Source organism: Micromonospora sp. NPDC047793 (assembly GCF_040642635.1).
Taxonomy (GTDB): domain Bacteria; phylum Actinomycetota; class Actinomycetes; order Mycobacteriales; family Micromonosporaceae; genus Micromonospora.
This window is the reverse complement of the sequence record NZ_JBEYSG010000003.1, coordinates 304692-319518: the sequence shown is the minus strand read 5'-3', so window position 1 is coordinate 319518 and position 14827 is coordinate 304692. Positions and strand designations below refer to the sequence as shown.

The window sequence follows — 14827 nt, the reverse complement described above, 5'->3', positions numbered from 1 at the left end:
ACCGGTCCCCCGTCACGTCGAGCGTAGTCGCCGCTCGGGCAGGCGGGGGCCTGCCGGGGTGCTCGGAACGTCGCGGGTCGCACCGGTCAGTCCCCGGGCCGCTCGACGATCATGGACTCGATGGTGACCCGCTCGCGTATCTCGGGCAGCGAACGCAGCAGTCTCCTGGCCCGGGACTCGGCACCGGTGTCGGTGGCGACCAGGCGGATCTCGCCGGGCGTCGCGTGCAGCATCTGCCAGGTCCGACCCGGCTCGATGAAGAGCAGGCTGTAGGTGGCGGCCTCGGTCTGCGCGGTGGTGCCCTGCAACGTCGAGACGCAGATGTTCTCCAGATAGGAGTCGTACGTGCCACGGTCGAGCACGAGCGTGGTCACTCCGTCGACGGCCGGATAGCGGCGGACCACCTCGTCGCAGACCACCGCCGCCCGTGCCGGCGCAGTGACCTCCATGTGCACCCAGCGCTGCGCCCACGTCTGCGGCTCGACCACGAGCAGGCTCCGCTGCCAGCCGGTGACACCGCCGAACAACACGACGGTGGCGGCGACCGCGACGGCGGTGACCCCGGCGACGGCGGTACGTGCCGGACGCCCCCGACGCGGCACGGGCAGCAGACGGATCGCGGCGGCTATGCCGACGATGAGGAAGGCGGTCGTGAGGTGGGCGGCCTTGTTGAAGTAGTAGCCGATCTCGCCGCCGAGGACGAGGCTGACCAGGCCGATCCCCGCCGTGAAGAGGGTGCTGGCCAGCAGCACGAACAGCCAGCGCCGCCAGGTGGGGTCGGTGCGTTCGACGCGCAGGGCGAGACCGAGCAGGGCCGGCACGACGATGGCACCGAGAATGCCGAAGGCCAGCCAGGTCTCGGTGAGGTCCGGCCCGACGGTGGCGGTGAGCGACTCGGTCTGGTTGGCCCGGAGCACGCCGAGCAGGATCGGTATCGGGGCCAGCACGAAGGTGGCCAGACCCACCACCCGGGCGGTGTGGCGGACCCGGAGCACCTCGCGGCGACGGACGAGCAGCGAACCGACCACGAGCAGCACGGCCGGGGGCAGGAACAGGTAGTAGACGTATCCGATGCCGACGACCAGGGCGCCGAGCAGCAGCAGGTGCTCGCGGGAGGCGGTGAGAGGCCGGGCGACGAGGACGGCCAGCACGACGGCGAGGGTCAGCCCGAGCGTCTCGGTGGGGTAGCCGGACCACAGCATCCGGGGTAGCTGGCTGCCGAGGACGAGGGCGCCGACGACGACGGTGAGCAGTCCCCGGGTCAGCGGGTGCAGTGGACCGGGCAGCCGCTGGGCGGCCCAGAGCATGGTGAGCACCAGCAGGCCGAATCCGGCGACGTTCCACCACAGGAAGGGCTCCGCCAGCGCGGCGGCGTCGGCGGTGCTGCCGGGCGGCACGAGATGGCCGTTGAGCAGGGCGACGATCAGGTGCCACCCCTGCGGGTAGTAGACCAGCAGGCTGACCAGGTGGTCGCGGATCGCGTCCGCGTCGGTGAAGGCGTACCCGCCGTGCCGGCCGATGACGTCGACCAGGGTGAGGTGACGCAGGTAGTCCTCGCCCCGGGTGAAGACGGTGAGCCGGCCGACGAGGTCGCCGGCGCGCAGCAGTGGCTGGGCGAGGTACCAGACGATCGCGGCGGTGCCGACGACCGGGAACAGGTCGGCCCAGGCGGGACGCGGCAGGGTGGGGCGTCGGCCGCTGGCCAGCGCGGCCAGCACGAGGACGGTCAGGGCGGTGCCGGCCAACGGCACCGGCGCCATCCCCCAGGGCCAGGTGGTGAAGAACAGGCCCGCGACGGTGGTGAGGCAGACCAGCAGGACGGTGGCGAGCAGCAGCCGGTCGAGCAGGGTACGCCCGCCGCGCAGCAGGCTCGCGGTGGTGAGCAGCACCACCGGGGGCAGGAGCCAGGAGGCGTCGACAGCGGCCACGGCGAGCGGCAGGAGCCAGGCCGTGGCGAGGGCGACGAGGGCGAGGAGGAACCGCCGCCGGTACGGCGACGCGGAGCTCGCGGTCGGGGCGACCGGTGGGGCGAGCGCGCTCTGGTCGATGGACACGCGCATCCTTCACCAATAGGGATGGAAGGGAAAGATCAACAGTCTAGCGACACATCCCGGCCGGCACACCTCGGGCCGGTGTGTCCACCGCCATCCCCGGATACGCGGCGGGGCCCGTGACGCGTCGCGTCACGGGCCCCGGTGGCGCGACCGGTCAGAGGTACTGGCCGGTGTTGCTCGCGGTCTCGATGGAACGGCCGGCTTCGGCGCCCTTGCCGCCGGAGACGAGCGTACGGATGTAGACGATCCGTTCGCCCTTCTTGCCGGAGATGCGGGCCCAGTCGTCGGGGTTGGTGGTGTTGGGCAGGTCCTCGTTCTCGCGGAACTCGTCGACGCAGGCGTCGAGCAGGTGCTGCAGGCGGAGTCCCTTGCGACCGGAGGTGAGGAACTCCTTGATGGCCATCTTCTTGCCGCGATCCACGATGTTCTGGATCATGGCACCGGAGTTGAAGTCCTTGAAGTACAGGACTTCCTTGTCGCCGTTGGCGTAGGTGACCTCGAGGAAGCGGTTCTCCTCGGTCTCCGAGTACATCCGCAGGACCACCGCGTCGATCATCGCCGCGACGGTGGCCTTGGCGTCCTGACCGTGCTCGGCCAGGTCGTCCGCGGAGAGCGGCAGGCCGGAGAGGATGTACTTGGAGAAGATGTCCTTGGCCGCCTCGGCGTCCGGACGCTCGATCTTGATCTTCACGTCGAGCCGACCCGGCCGCAGGATCGCCGGGTCGATCATGTCCTCCCGGTTGGAGGCACCGATGACGATGACGTTCTCCAGGCCCTCGACACCGTCGATCTCGCTGAGGAGCTGCGGGACGATGGTGTTCTCCACGTCGGAGGAGACACCCGAGCCTCGGGTCCGGAAGATCGAGTCCATCTCGTCGAAGAAGACGATCACCGGAGTGCCCTCGCCGGCCTTCTCCCGCGCCCGCTGGAAGATCAGCCGGATGTGCCGCTCGGTCTCGCCGACGTACTTGTTGAGCAGCTCAGGACCCTTGATGTTGAGGAAGAAGCTGGTGTGCTTCTCCTCACCCCGCCGCTCGGCGATCTTCTTCGCCAACGAGTTGGCGACCGCCTTCGCGATGAGCGTCTTGCCACAGCCGGGCGGACCGTAGAGCAGGATGCCCTTCGGCGGCCGGAGCTGGTGCTCGCGGAACAGGTCGGCGTGCAGGAACGGGAGTTCCACCGCGTCCCTGATCTGCTCGATCTGGGAGTGCAGGCCGCCGATGTCGGTGTAGTCGACGTCCGGCACCTCCTCCAGGACCAGTTCCTCGACCTCGCTCTTGGGGATCCGCTCGTACGCGTACGCCGAGCGGGGCTCGATCATGAGCGAGTCGCCGGCCCGGATCGCGCTGCCGATCAGGGTCTCGGCCAGGTGCACGATCCGCTCCTCGTCGGAGTGCGAGACCACCAACGCCCGGTCACCCGGTACGCCGTCGGGGCCCGCCAGCACCTCCTTGAGCATGACCACCTCGCCGACCCGCTCGAACCCGAACGCGTCGACGATGTTGAGTGCGTCGTTGAGCAGGACCTCCTGGCCGCGCCGCAGCTCACCCACGTCGAGCGAGGGTGAGACGGCCACGCGGAGCTTGCGCCCGCCGGTGAAGACGTCGACCGTGCCGTCCTCGTGTCGGGCCAGGAAGACGCCGTAGCCACTGGGGGGCTGGGCGAGACGGTCGATCTCCTCTTTGAGCGTCACGATCTGCGCGCGAGCCTCTTTCAAGGTGCCCACGAGCCGTTCGTTGTTCTCGGTCAGCCGCGCCAACTGCGCCTGGGTGGCCGCCAGCCGCTCTTCGAGCTGCCGGACGTGTCGGGGGCTTTCGGTCAACTTGCGCCGCACGAGAGCGAGTTCCTCTTGCAGGAACGCGACCTGCGTGGAGAGATCGTGGGCCTCCTTCTCCCACCGTGCGGCGCGCGAGTCCGCGTCGTCGCTGCGTGCCACGTCCCACCTCCCCGGGGGGCTCGAACGTTCTGCCCTAACACTAGCCGCTATGAGCCCGATTCGGTCCTCCGCAACGCGCTCGTCACCGAAGCTTGATCGCCAAGGGTGGGTAGCTGGGCGGGTACGGGCATTCGGGTACCGTCGTGGCGTGGGACGGGAGAACATGGGGGGTGCACCGATGGTCGAGGTCGCGACCGACCAACTGCAGGTCTGGGTGGACCAGGACCTGTGTACGGGTGACGGGCTGTGCGTGCAGTACGCGCCGGACGTCTTCGAGTTCGACGTCGACGGTCTGGCCTACGTCAAGGGCCCCGACGGCGAGCTCCAGCAGGCCCCGGGCGCCCGGGTGGACGTGCCGGAGCACCTGCGCCTCGAGGTGATCGACTCGGCGAAGGAGTGCCCGGGCGAGTGCATCCACGTCGTACGCGGCAGCGACGGCGTCGAGGTGGCCGGCCCGGAGGCCGAGGACTGACCGGCCCGCGTACGCCGGGCCCGATCGACCGCCCGGGGGTACGCGGGTCGACGGTGGCCGCCCGAGCACGGCGATTACGGTCGGTCATCCGACTGTCACGGAAACCGCCGATCGGTCCGCCGCTACAGCAACGGGCGGCCGACCACCGAAGCGACCAGCCGGGCGAACTCCTCCAGTCGGGCGATCTGCCCGGCACCGCCGTCGTCGAGCGTCTTGCCGAACCGCAGCGCGTCGTGTCGGGGCCCACCGGCGGCCTCCTCGCTGGGCGGTGACTCGTCCAGCGAGGTCAGCAGCAGATAGACGTCGATGCTGTCGACCCGGATCTCGCCGTTGTCGTGACGGAACAGCCGGCGCCGGCATCCCACCTCGGTGACCGAGGAGACCGGGACGACCCGCAGCGACGAGGTCATCGAGCCGGGCGGGCCCTCCCCCGGCGGCACGTCCTCGCCGTGCCAGAGCACCAGCCGGCTGCCGTCGCAGACGACGACCTCCTGCCACACCCCGTTGACCTCGTTGACGAAGCGTTCCAGCGTGAAGCCGAGCACCGAGGCGCCGCGCAGCACGCCGCCGAGCGCCTCCAGGGCGACGTCGGGGTCCCGCAGGTAGGCGCGGGCCGCCGACTCGAGGTCGGTGTAGGGGGACCAGTCCGGGAAGACCGCCGGCAGGTCGCCACCGCCGAAACCGGGACGGCTCATGCCGTCACCCCACCCCGCCGGCCCGGGCCGGCAGCATCGGCCCCCGTCGGCCCGCGTCGAGGATCAGCCCGTTCACTCCGCGCCGCCCCAATCCGCCGTCACGGCCTGTCCGTCTCCTGCGTCGTGTCGGGTTCGGCACCGTCGGTCGGCGCCAGCCGGGCCGCCTCCTCCGCCGCACGCAGTGCCTGGCGCCGTTGCGCGTACGCCTCACTGCCCTTGCTGGGCTTGCGCCGCCGAGGCGGGGCCGTGACTCCGGGGGCGAGCTTACGCGCGGAGACGAGGAACGCCGTGTGGGCGATCATCCGGTGGTCCGGCCGGACCGCCAGCCCCTCGGCGTGCCAGTCCCGCACCAGTGACTCCCAGGCGCGCGGCTCGGTCCAGCCACCCCGCTCGCGCAGCGCCTCGACCAGTTCGGACAGCTGCGGGGTGGTGGCCACGTACCCGATGAACACACCGCCGGGCAGCAGCGCCCGCTCGATCATGTCGAGGTTCTCCCACGGGGTCAGCATGTCCAGGATGATCCGGTCGAAGCCGGTCTCCGGGCATCCCGCCACGTCGCCGACGTGCAGGTGCCACGCGGGGTGCGGCCCGTTGAAGAACGCCTCGACGTTGCGCCGCGCGATCTGGGCGAAGTCGTCCCGCACCTCGTACGAGTGCAGCTCACCGGAGGTGCCCACGGCCCGCAGCAGCGAGCAGCTCAGCGCGCCGGAGCCGGCGCCGGCCTCCAGGACCTTCGCGCCCGGGAAGATGTCGCCCATGGCGACGATCTGCGCCGAGTCCTTGGGGTAGATCACCTGGGCGCCGCGCGGCATCGACAGCACGTAGTCCGAGAGCAGCGGACGCAGCGCCAGGAAGGCCGTGCCCCCGCCGGAGGTGCTGACCACGCTGCCGTCGGGCAGACCGATCAGCGCGTCGTGCGCGAGGATGCCCCGGTGGGTGTGGAACTCCTTGCCCGGCTCCAGGGTGACGGTGTGCATCCGGCCCTTCGGGTCGGTCAGCTGCACCCGGTCACCGGGACGGAACGGCCCACGGTGCACGGGCGGCTCCGCGGAATCGGCGGGCGGTTCGGTGCCCGGGGTGGCCGGGCCGGCGGAGTGGGTCACGGTCACGTGTTCATCTTCCGGTGAGGTTCGAGCAGTCGCGCCAGATCCGCGATGTGCAGAATGCCGACGACATCTTCGCCTGCCGTCACGAGGTACTGCGCGGCCGGGTGGGCCTGCACCCGCTCCAGCACCTGTTCCCCGTCGGTGTCGGCCGGCAGGGTGGGCAGGTCACCGAGGGAACGCGCCACCGCGTCGACGGCGATCCAGGGGCGGCGGGCCTCCGGCACGGCCGCCGCGGCGGCCGGGTCCACCACCGCCACCGACCGGCCCGCCGAGTCGGTGACCAGCAGCGCCACGGTCGCCTCCCGCACCGCTTCGGCGGCGCGCCGCTGCGCCTCGGCGAGCGGGGTGCCGGTGGGTACGCCGAAGGTCGGCCGGGCCAGCCGGGCCAGGTCGACCAGGGGCAGCCGGCGGCCGATCCGGGACATCCGGATCGACTGCCCGGCGCCGTGCCAGAGGGTGAGCGCGACCAGCGCCGTCAACGGCAGGGCGAGCAGACTCAGCACGTCCATCGCGTAGAGCACCGCCACCAGCAGCGCGGTGCCCACGGCGAGGATCCGGCCGGCCCAGCCGGCCACCTCGGTGGCGGCGTGCTTGTTGCGGGTGACCGCCCAGATCACCGCCCGCAGCGCCCGCCCGCCGTCCAGCGGCAGGCCGGGCAGGATGTTGAAGACCGCGACGATGATGTTGCTCGCCGCCAGTTGGAACGCCAACTGGTCGGCCACGGTGCGGTCGGGCAGGACCAGCATGGCGGCGACGGCGATCACGCCGAGCACCGCGGAGACCGCCGGGCCGGCCAGCGAGACGTAGAGGTCCACCCGGGGGGACGGGGCCTCCCGGTCCATCTCGGTGTACCCGCCGAGCAGTTCCAGGGTGATCCCGCGCACGCCGATGCCGAACCGCCGGGCGGTCAGGGCGTGCCCGAGTTCGTGCAGGAGCACCGAGCCGAGCAGCGACACGACGAACCCGGCGCCGACCAGGTAACCGCCGATCGGGGAGAGTTGCAGGCGCTGGCCGGCCAGTTCGCCGTAGAGCACGATGATCAGCACGGCGAGCAGCAGGATCGAGGCGTTCAGGTAGAGCGGCACCCCGAAGACCCGGCCCACCCGCATGCCCGGACGCCGGCCGGCGCGCGGTCGACTCCTCTGTTCCACCGGCCCGATGCTACGCGGCGGGAGATCACCTCCCGGTGCGGTGCCGGTGGTCCTGTCACACTCGTGCCCTAACCTTCGGGACATGACGGCGGATCCGGTGATCACCCAACAGGCCCCGACTCCGACGCAGTTGCCGGCGACGGTGCGCGCCTCACTCTCACCGTCGCGGGCGGCCGACTTCAAGACCTGCCCACTGCTCTACCGGTTCCGCAGCATCGACCGTCTGCCCGAGCGGACCACTCTGGAGCAGGCCCGGGGCACACTGGTGCACGCGGTGCTGGAGCGCCTCTTCGACCTGCCGTCGGCCGGGCGCACCCCGGAGGCGGCCGGTGACCTCGTGGCACCACAGTGGGACCGGCTGGTCACCGAGCAGCCGGAGCTGTCCGGGATCTTCGAGGGCGACGACCCGGCCGCCGTGACGCAGTTCCTGACCTCGGCGGCGGCGCTGCTGGAGGGCTACTTCACCGTGGAGGACCCGCGCCGCCTGGAGCCGGCCGAGCGGGAGAGTCTGATCTCGGCGGTGGTCGACGACGAGCTGTTGATCCGGGGCTATCTGGACCGGCTCGACGTGGCACCGGACGGCGCGCTGCGGGTGGTCGACTACAAGACCGGCGGCGCTCCGCGCGAGGCGTTCGAGGCGCGCGCCCTGTTCCAGCTCAAGTTCTACGCCCTGGTGCTCTGGCGGACCCGGGGTGTGGTGCCCAAGGTGCTGCGGCTGCTCTACCTCAAGGACGCCGAGGTGTGCGACTACGCCCCCGACGCCGAGGAGCTGGTGCGCTTCGAGCGCACCGTGGTCGCGTTGTGGCGGGCGATCGAGCAGGCCACCGTCAACCAGGACTTCCGGCCCCGGCCGAGCCGGCTCTGCGACTGGTGCAGCCACCAGGCCCGGTGTCCCACCTTCGGCGGCACCCCGCCGCCCTTCCCCGAGCAGGTGGCGACGGCGGATCCGCTGCGCGACGCCCGGTCCCGTCCGGCCCCTCCGGGCGCCGACGACTAGGACCTCTCCTCCCCAGGGAGGAGAGCAGGTCACCGCAGGAGACGATCTTTCGCCCGAACGGGCGGATAGCGTCGGAGCGTGGGTACGGATCCGAGGGAGTGGCTGCGGCGGCACCCGCTGGCCGGTGACGGGCTGCTGGCTGTCGGGCTGGTGGTCGCGGAGGTCGTGCTCACCCTGCTGACGCCACGGGACTTCTGGCCCCGGCCGCTCTTCGCCGCGCTGGGGTGGAGCCTGGTGTGCGCCGCACCGGTGGTGGTGCGCCGGACGGCACCGTGGCCGGCGGTGGTGGCCTCGCTGGCGATCCTGGCCCTACCGCTGACGCTGGAGATCTCCCCCGCGACGCAGGGCTTCGCCTTCGTGGTGCTCACCTACACGATGGCCGCGTACCGGACGCTGCGTCCGGCGGTGGTGGCGGCGGTGGTGCTCTGGGTGCCGGTCGCGCTGGTCACCACGGTCACGCCCTTCGAGACCATGCCGCAGGTCAATCCCGCCTACCTGGTGGCGAACAACCTCCTGATCGGCGTCGTGTCGTTCTCGGTGGGCCGGGCGGTGCACGCCCGGCGGGCCAGCACCCAGGCGTTGCGGGAGCGGGCCCGGATCGCCGAGGCCACCCAGCGCGCCCTGGCCGAGCAGGCGGTCGCCGACGAGCGACGACGCATCGCCCGGGAACTGCACGACGTGGTGGCCCACCATGTCAGCGTGATGGGGGTGCTGGCGACCGGGGTCCGGCGGGTGCTGCGGCGGGACCCGAACGCCGCCGAGGAGGCGATCGGCACCATCGAGGAGACCAGCCGGGCCACCCTGCGGGAGCTGCGCCGGCTCCTCGACGTGCTGCGTACCGAGGCGGAGCCGGCGGCCGACCTGGCCCCGCAGCCGGGGATCGCCGGCATCGAGGCGCTGGCCGAGCAGGTGCGCGAGGCCGGGCTGCCGGTGACGCTGACGGTGCGGGGCGCACCCGCCGCGCTGGCCGAGGGCGAGGCGCTGACCGTGTACCGGATCGTGCAGGAGGCGCTGACGAACGCGCTCAAGCACGCCGGCACGGCCACCGCGCAGGTCCGGGTCAGCTTCGCCGACGACGCGGTGGAGGTCGAGGTCACCGACACCGGTCGGGGACCGATGCCGGACACCGACCGGGTCGGGCACGGACTGGTCGGGATGCGGGAGCGGGTCGCCCTCTACGGTGGTGTCCTGCGCACCGGCGCGCGGCCCGGCGGCGGCTACCGGGTGCACGCGAGGATCCCGGTGGAGACCCTGCTGGACGCCGGGACGTCCGGGTGACGGCTGACGTGGAGGACGACATGACCGAAGCGACGCCGTCGCGCCGACCGATCCGGATCCTGCTCGCCGACGACCAGCCGCTGCTGCGTACCGGCTTCCGGATGGTGCTCGGCGCGGAGACCGACCTGGACATCGTGGCCGAGGCCGGTGACGGCGCCGAGGCGGTGGATCTGTCCCGCCGGCTGCTGCCCGACGTGGTGCTGATGGACATCCGGATGCCCCGGATGGACGGGGTGACCGCGACCCGGGCCATCGTCGACGCGCGGCTGCCGGTCCGGGTGCTGATCCTGACCACCTTCGACCTCGACGAGTACGTGGTGGGCTCGCTGCGGGCGGGGGCGAGCGGATTCCTGGCCAAGGACGTACCGGCCGAGGACCTGGTCACCGCGATCCGCACGGTCGCCGCGGGCGACGCGGTGGTGGCCCCGCGCATCCTGCGTCGGCTGCTGGACCGCTTCGCCGAGTCCCTGCCCGATCCGGCGGCGTCGCCCCCGAAGGGCCTCAGCACGCTGACCGAACGGGAGCGGGAGGTGCTGGTGCAGGTCGCCCGGGGGCTGTCCAACGCCGAGATCGCCCGCGCGCTGTCGGTGAGCGAGACCACCGTCAAGACCCACGTCGGGCACGTGTTGACCAAGCTCGGGCTGCGCGACCGGGTGCAGGCGGTGGTGCTGGCGTACGAGTCGGGCCTGGTCCGGCCCGGGGCGTAACGTCCGCGTTGCATTGGTCACCTACAGTGACCGCCGGTGACGGAAACCGGTTGACCCTCACGTGACGGCACGGTGCACGATGATCCCGTCCGGTCGTGAGGGGGAGGCCGATCGGCGCGGGATCGGGGGCAACCCTGACGGCACTTAGGGGGTACCCGCACCCGGAAATCCGCCTCGTCTCCGCCCGGAGTCGGACGGAACCGCGTCGGGCAGCACAGAAGATGGACTCGTGCCGGACCAGCGGGGGCGGCGCGATTCGACACCGACGGAGAGGTACGAGACGTGACCGCTACGACAGGCCAGTCGGCACCGGCCGCAGCGCGGGCGAGCGATGTGTGGAAGGTGTACGGCAGCGGCGAGGCCCAGGTCGTCGCGCTACGGGGGGTCAGCGCCGATTTCGAGCGTGGCCGGTTCACGGCCATCATGGGCCCGTCCGGGTCCGGCAAGTCGACGCTGATGCACTGCCTCGCGGGGCTGGACACGGTGACCAGGGGCACGGTGCACGTCGGCGACACGACGGTCACCGGTCTCGGTGACGCGGGCCTGACGAAGCTGCGCCGAGACAAGATCGGCTTCATCTTCCAGCAGTTCAACCTGCTGCCCACGTTGACCGCCAAGGAGAACATCCTGCTGCCGTTGTCGATCGCCGGCCGCAAGCCGGACACGGCGTGGTACGACGTCGTGATCGACACGGTCGGTCTGCGGGACCGGCTGGACCACCGGCCGGCACAGCTCTCCGGCGGTCAGCAGCAGCGGGTGGCGTGCGCCCGGGCGCTGGTGGCCCGCCCCGAGGTGATCTTCGCGGACGAGCCGACCGGCAACCTCGACTCGCGGGCCGGGGCGGAGGTGCTCAACTTCCTCCGGAACTCGGTGCGTGAGCACGGCCAGACCATCGTCATGGTGACCCACGACCCGACCGCCGCCGCGTACGCCGACCGGGTGGTGTTCCTCGCCGACGGCCAGATCGTCTCCGAGCTGATCGAGCCCACGGCCGACACGGTGCTGGACACGATGAAGAAGCTGGACACGCCCGCCGAGGTGGCCGGCTGATGTTCCGGGCGACTCTGAAGAGCCTCCTTGCGCGGAAGGTCCGGCTGGTCCTGTCCGGCCTGGCCGTGGTGCTCGGCGTCATGTTCGTCTCCGGTGCCTTCGTGCTCACCGACACGCTCGGCCGCACCTTCGACCAACTCTTCGCCGAGGCGTACGAGGAGGTCGACGTCAGCGTGTCGGCGAAGCCGAAGCTCGCGGTCAACGAGATGGAGGGCGAACAGGTCCAGGCGCCCTTCCCGGCCGACACGGTGGAGACCGTGCGGGCGGTGCCGGGCGTGGCCGACGCCACCGGTGTGGTGGTCTCCGACGGCGCGCGGATGATCGGCGGCGACGGCAAGGTCGTCGCCTCGTTCGGGCCACCGCAGCTCGGTGGCAACTGGGTCGGCGAGAGCGATCTGGTGCAGTTGCGCGAGGGACGCGAGCCCCGGGCCGACGACGAGATCGTGATCAACAAGTCGTTGGCGAACGCGGGCAAGGTCGCCGTCGGCGACCGGGTGGGCGTGCTCACGCTCAGCCCCCGGCAGGACTTCACCATCGTCGGCATCTTCGGTTACAGCGGTGACCGGGACTCCCTCGGCGGCGTCAACGAGGTCATGTTCACCACCCCGACGGCCCAGCGACTGATGCTCGGCGAGCCGGACGTGTTCAACAACATCACGGTCACCGCCTCGTCGGGCGTCTCCGACGACGCGCTGCGCGACAGCGTGGCCGCGGCGCTCGGCGACGACTACGTGGTCAAGACCGGGGAGCAGCTCTCCGCCGACGCCGCCGCCGGGCTGAAGGAGGGACTGACCTTCTTCAACCGGATCCTGCTCGGCTTCGCCGCCGTGGCGCTGCTGGTCGGTACGTTCCTCATCCTGAACACGTTCTCGATCATCGTGGCGCAGCGCACCCGCGAGTTGGCGTTGCTGCGGGCGGTGGGCGCCAGCGGCAAGCAGATCATCGGCTCGGTGGTGCTGGAGGCGATCGCCGTCGGCCTGATCGCCTCGGTGCTCGGCCTGGCGGCCGGCTTCGGTGTCGGCGCGTTGCTGGCGTACGCGTTCAGCTCCATCTCCGGCGGCCTGGAGCTGACCGGGTTGAGCATGCCCGCGTCGGCGGTGATCGGCGCCTTCTCGGTCGGTCTGGTGATCACGGTGCTGGCGGCGTTGTTGCCGGCGCTGCGGGCCGCCCGGATCCCGCCGATCGCGGCGATGCAGGACGTGGCCACCCCGGACCGTCCGCTCACCAAGATCACCGTTGCCGGGGCGCTGGTGACCGCGATCGGTGCCGTCCTGCTCTTCCTCGGGCTGGGTGGTCACGCGGGCGGCAACACCCTGGCCACCATCCTCGGCGGCGTGCTGTTCACGTTCATCGGAGTGGCCCTGCTGACGCCGCTGATCAGCAAGCCGGTGGTATCGGCACTCGGCGCGGTCTTCGCCGGCTGGGTGCCGGGCAAGCTGGGCCGGCTCAACTCGGGTCGCAACCCGCGCCGCACCGCGATCACGGCCGCCGCGCTGATGGTCGGCATCGCCCTGGTCACCGGCATCACGGTGATCCTGGACTCGGCCAAGAGCAGCATCAGCGGTCTGGCCCGGGACAGCATCAAGGCCGAGCTGGTGATCGCCGGGGCGCAGAGCGGTCCCCGTCCGCCCACCTTCGACCCGGCGGTGCTGGAAGAGGCCAAGACGATCCCCGGCGTACGCGTCGCCGACGGTCTCTACGGCGACCTGGCCCTGGTCGGTGACGAGCGCACCTTCGTCGGCGCGGTGACCGAGCCGGCCGCGCTGCGCCAGGTCTACAGCCTCACCGCCGCCTCCGGTGACATCGACCGGATCGACGCGGGGCAGATGCTGGTCAGCGAGGAGACCGCGAAGGCGCGCAACCTGTCGGTCGGGTCGACGACGACGGTGCAGCTGGCCCGGGGCGAGCCGGCCACGTACACCGTGACGGGCATCTTCGAGGACACTCCCCTGTTCACCGGCGTGCAGATGGTGCTGCCGACGGAGGTCGCCCGCAACTTCACCGTGCCGCAGCCGAGCCAGGGCTTCATCCAGCTCGAACCGGGCACGTCGGTCGCCGACGTCCAGCCGCGCATCGAGACGCTGCTGGCGGACAGCCCCGAGGTGTCGGTGGTCGACCTGAACGCCTTCGTGGAGCAGCAGGCCGGTCAGCTCGACACGTTGCTCACGATGATCCAGATCCTGCTGGCGCTGGCCATCGTGATCGCCGTACTCGGCATCATCAACACCCTGGCCCTGTCGGTGCTGGAGCGGACCCGCGAGCTGGGCCTGCTGCGCGCCATCGGCCTGCGGCGTTCGCAGACCATGGGCATGATCACCGTCGAGGCGGTGGTGATCTCGGTCTTCGGCGCGCTGCTCGGGGTGGTGGTCGGCGCCGGTCTCGGTGCCGCGGTGGTCGAGGCGCTGCGCAGCGAGGGGATCAACAAGCTGGTGCTGCCCTGGGGCCAGATGGGACTCTTCCTCGGTCTGGCCGCGATCATCGGCGTGATCGCCGCCGTGCTGCCGGCGATCCGGGCCGCCCGGATCAACGTCCTGGGTGCGATCGCCCACGACTGAGCACGACGACCGGGCCCCGGCACCACATGGTGCCGGGGCCCGGTCGTTCGTCCGTGGTCCGGGGCGTCAGGCCCGCGACGGCCCTTGCGGCACCCGCCTCAGCAGCGCGGCGAGCAGGTCCAGGTCCGCAGCGACCAGGCTCTCCAGTTGGTGTACGCCGTCGCGAGGGCTCAGGGGCACCTCCGCCGGCACGGCCAGGACCGCCGCCCCGGCGGCGACCGCGCTGGCCACTCCGGTCGCCGAGTCCTCGATCGCCACACACTCGTCGATCGGTACGCCGAGCAGCCGCGCCGCCGTCAGGTACGGCTCCGGATGCGGCTTGGTGGAGTCGACCTCGTCACCGCAGACCACCACGTCGAAGCTGTCCCGGCCGAGGGTGTCCAGGGCGATCTCGACCAGGGCCCGGCCACTGGAGGTGACCAGCGCGGTCGGGATCCGGGCCTCCCGGACGGCCCCGAGCAGCGCCAGCGCGCCGGGGCGCCACTGCAGGCCGGTGCGGAACAGCTCCAGGATGCGGGCGTTGATCCACTCGGCGCTCACCTGCGGATCCCGGTGCGGCTGGCGCAGGTCGTCGTGCAGGATACGCATCGAGTCGGCCATCCCGGTGCCGACGATCGCGCGACGGGCGTCGGCGGAGAGGGTGCCTCCGTAGCTCTCCGCGAGCTCCTGCAGGGCGACGTCCCACAACCGCTCGCTGTCGACCAGCGTGCCGTCCATGTCGAAGAGCACTGCGGCCGGTCGGGCGCTACTCACCGGATCCTCCTCGGGTCGGGTACCCGGTCGATCCTTCCAGCCCGCCGGAGCTGTCTGCCGCGCGCCATCCGGC

12 protein-coding genes are annotated in these 14827 nt (G+C 71.6%); 6 read left to right on the top strand and 6 right to left on the bottom strand.

The window, feature by feature from the left end; genetic code table 11:
- Nucleotides 1-86: 86 nt before the first annotated feature.
- On the bottom strand, nt 87-2054 hold the full coding sequence (locus ABZ738_RS09045; RefSeq protein ID WP_131053281.1) for a hypothetical protein: 1968 nt from the start codon (nt 2052-2054) through the stop codon (nt 87-89).
- Nucleotides 2055-2208: 154 nt separating this feature from the next.
- Nucleotides 2209-3990 carry a proteasome ATPase gene (arc, locus tag ABZ738_RS09040; RefSeq protein ID WP_131053282.1) on the bottom strand — a complete coding sequence of 594 codons (1782 nt, stop codon included), beginning with the start codon at nt 3988-3990 and terminating at the stop codon, nt 2209-2211.
- A 178-nt stretch (nt 3991-4168) separates the two neighbouring features.
- Between arc and ABZ738_RS09035 the strand changes: the two genes are divergently transcribed.
- Entirely contained in the window at nt 4169-4462 is a 294-nt protein-coding gene (locus ABZ738_RS09035; protein WP_131053287.1) for a ferredoxin, read from the top strand.
- 122 nt (nt 4463-4584) lie between these two features.
- On the opposite strand, the gene ABZ738_RS09030 is transcribed toward ABZ738_RS09035, so the two are convergent.
- The 3 genes from ABZ738_RS09030 to ABZ738_RS09020 form a co-directional block, all read right to left on the bottom strand.
- The gene (locus tag ABZ738_RS09030; protein ID WP_117227855.1) at nt 4585-5157 is read right to left on the bottom strand and encodes a hypothetical protein; all 573 of its coding nucleotides are present in this window, start codon (nt 5155-5157) and stop codon (nt 4585-4587) included.
- Between the two features lie 98 nt (nt 5158-5255).
- Nucleotides 5256-6194 (bottom strand): tRNA (adenine-N1)-methyltransferase, encoded by a 939-nt coding sequence (locus ABZ738_RS09025; RefSeq protein ID WP_176095829.1) that lies wholly within the window; start codon nt 6192-6194, stop codon nt 5256-5258.
- A gap of 68 nt (nt 6195-6262) precedes the next feature.
- Nucleotides 6263-7372 (bottom strand): site-2 protease family protein, encoded by a 1110-nt coding sequence (locus tag ABZ738_RS09020; RefSeq protein WP_357212275.1) that lies wholly within the window; start codon nt 7370-7372, stop codon nt 6263-6265.
- A gap of 124 nt (nt 7373-7496) precedes the next feature.
- On the opposite strand from ABZ738_RS09020, the gene ABZ738_RS09015 reads away from it, so the two are divergent.
- From ABZ738_RS09015 to ABZ738_RS08995, 5 genes are all read left to right on the top strand, one after another.
- The gene (locus ABZ738_RS09015) at nt 7497-8411 is read left to right on the top strand and encodes a PD-(D/E)XK nuclease family protein (protein ID WP_131054530.1); all 915 of its coding nucleotides are present in this window, start codon (nt 7497-7499) and stop codon (nt 8409-8411) included.
- A gap of 78 nt (nt 8412-8489) precedes the next feature.
- The gene (locus tag ABZ738_RS09010) at nt 8490-9689 is read left to right on the top strand and encodes a sensor histidine kinase (protein ID WP_357212066.1); all 1200 of its coding nucleotides are present in this window, start codon (nt 8490-8492) and stop codon (nt 9687-9689) included.
- 20 nt (nt 9690-9709) lie between these two features.
- The gene (locus ABZ738_RS09005) at nt 9710-10396 is read left to right on the top strand and encodes a response regulator transcription factor (protein ID WP_131054532.1); all 687 of its coding nucleotides are present in this window, start codon (nt 9710-9712) and stop codon (nt 10394-10396) included.
- Nucleotides 10397-10678: 282 nt separating this feature from the next.
- Nucleotides 10679-11446 carry an ABC transporter ATP-binding protein gene (locus ABZ738_RS09000; protein ID WP_131054533.1) on the top strand — a complete coding sequence of 256 codons (768 nt, stop codon included), beginning with the start codon at nt 10679-10681 and terminating at the stop codon, nt 11444-11446.
- Nucleotides 11446-14001 carry an FtsX-like permease family protein gene (locus ABZ738_RS08995; protein ID WP_357212063.1) on the top strand — a complete coding sequence of 852 codons (2556 nt, stop codon included), beginning with the start codon at nt 11446-11448 and terminating at the stop codon, nt 13999-14001. The genes ABZ738_RS09000 and ABZ738_RS08995 overlap by 1 nt, the downstream gene beginning before the upstream one ends.
- Nucleotides 14002-14067: 66 nt before the next feature.
- Here ABZ738_RS08995 and ABZ738_RS08990 read toward each other — a convergent pair whose 3' ends face one another.
- On the bottom strand, nt 14068-14730 hold the full coding sequence (locus ABZ738_RS08990; RefSeq protein ID WP_357212273.1) for an HAD family phosphatase: 663 nt from the start codon (nt 14728-14730) through the stop codon (nt 14068-14070).
- Nucleotides 14731-14827: the final 97 nt, after the last annotated feature.

Coding starts and splice junctions, on each gene's coding strand:
- ABZ738_RS09035 (WP_131053287.1), top strand. CDS start 4,169: ATGGTCGAGGTCGCGACCGACCAACTGCAGGTCTGGGTGGACCAGGAC.
- ABZ738_RS08995 (WP_357212063.1), top strand. CDS start 11,446: ATGTTCCGGGCGACTCTGAAGAGCCTCCTTGCGCGGAAGGTCCGGCTG.
- ABZ738_RS09020 (WP_357212275.1), bottom strand. CDS start 7,372: ATGCGGGTGGGCCGGGTCTTCGGGGTGCCGCTCTACCTGAACGCCTCG.
- ABZ738_RS09005 (WP_131054532.1), top strand. CDS start 9,710: ATGACCGAAGCGACGCCGTCGCGCCGACCGATCCGGATCCTGCTCGCC.
- ABZ738_RS09030 (WP_117227855.1), bottom strand. CDS start 5,157: ATGAGCCGTCCCGGTTTCGGCGGTGGCGACCTGCCGGCGGTCTTCCCG.
- ABZ738_RS09015 (WP_131054530.1), top strand. CDS start 7,497: ATGACGGCGGATCCGGTGATCACCCAACAGGCCCCGACTCCGACGCAG.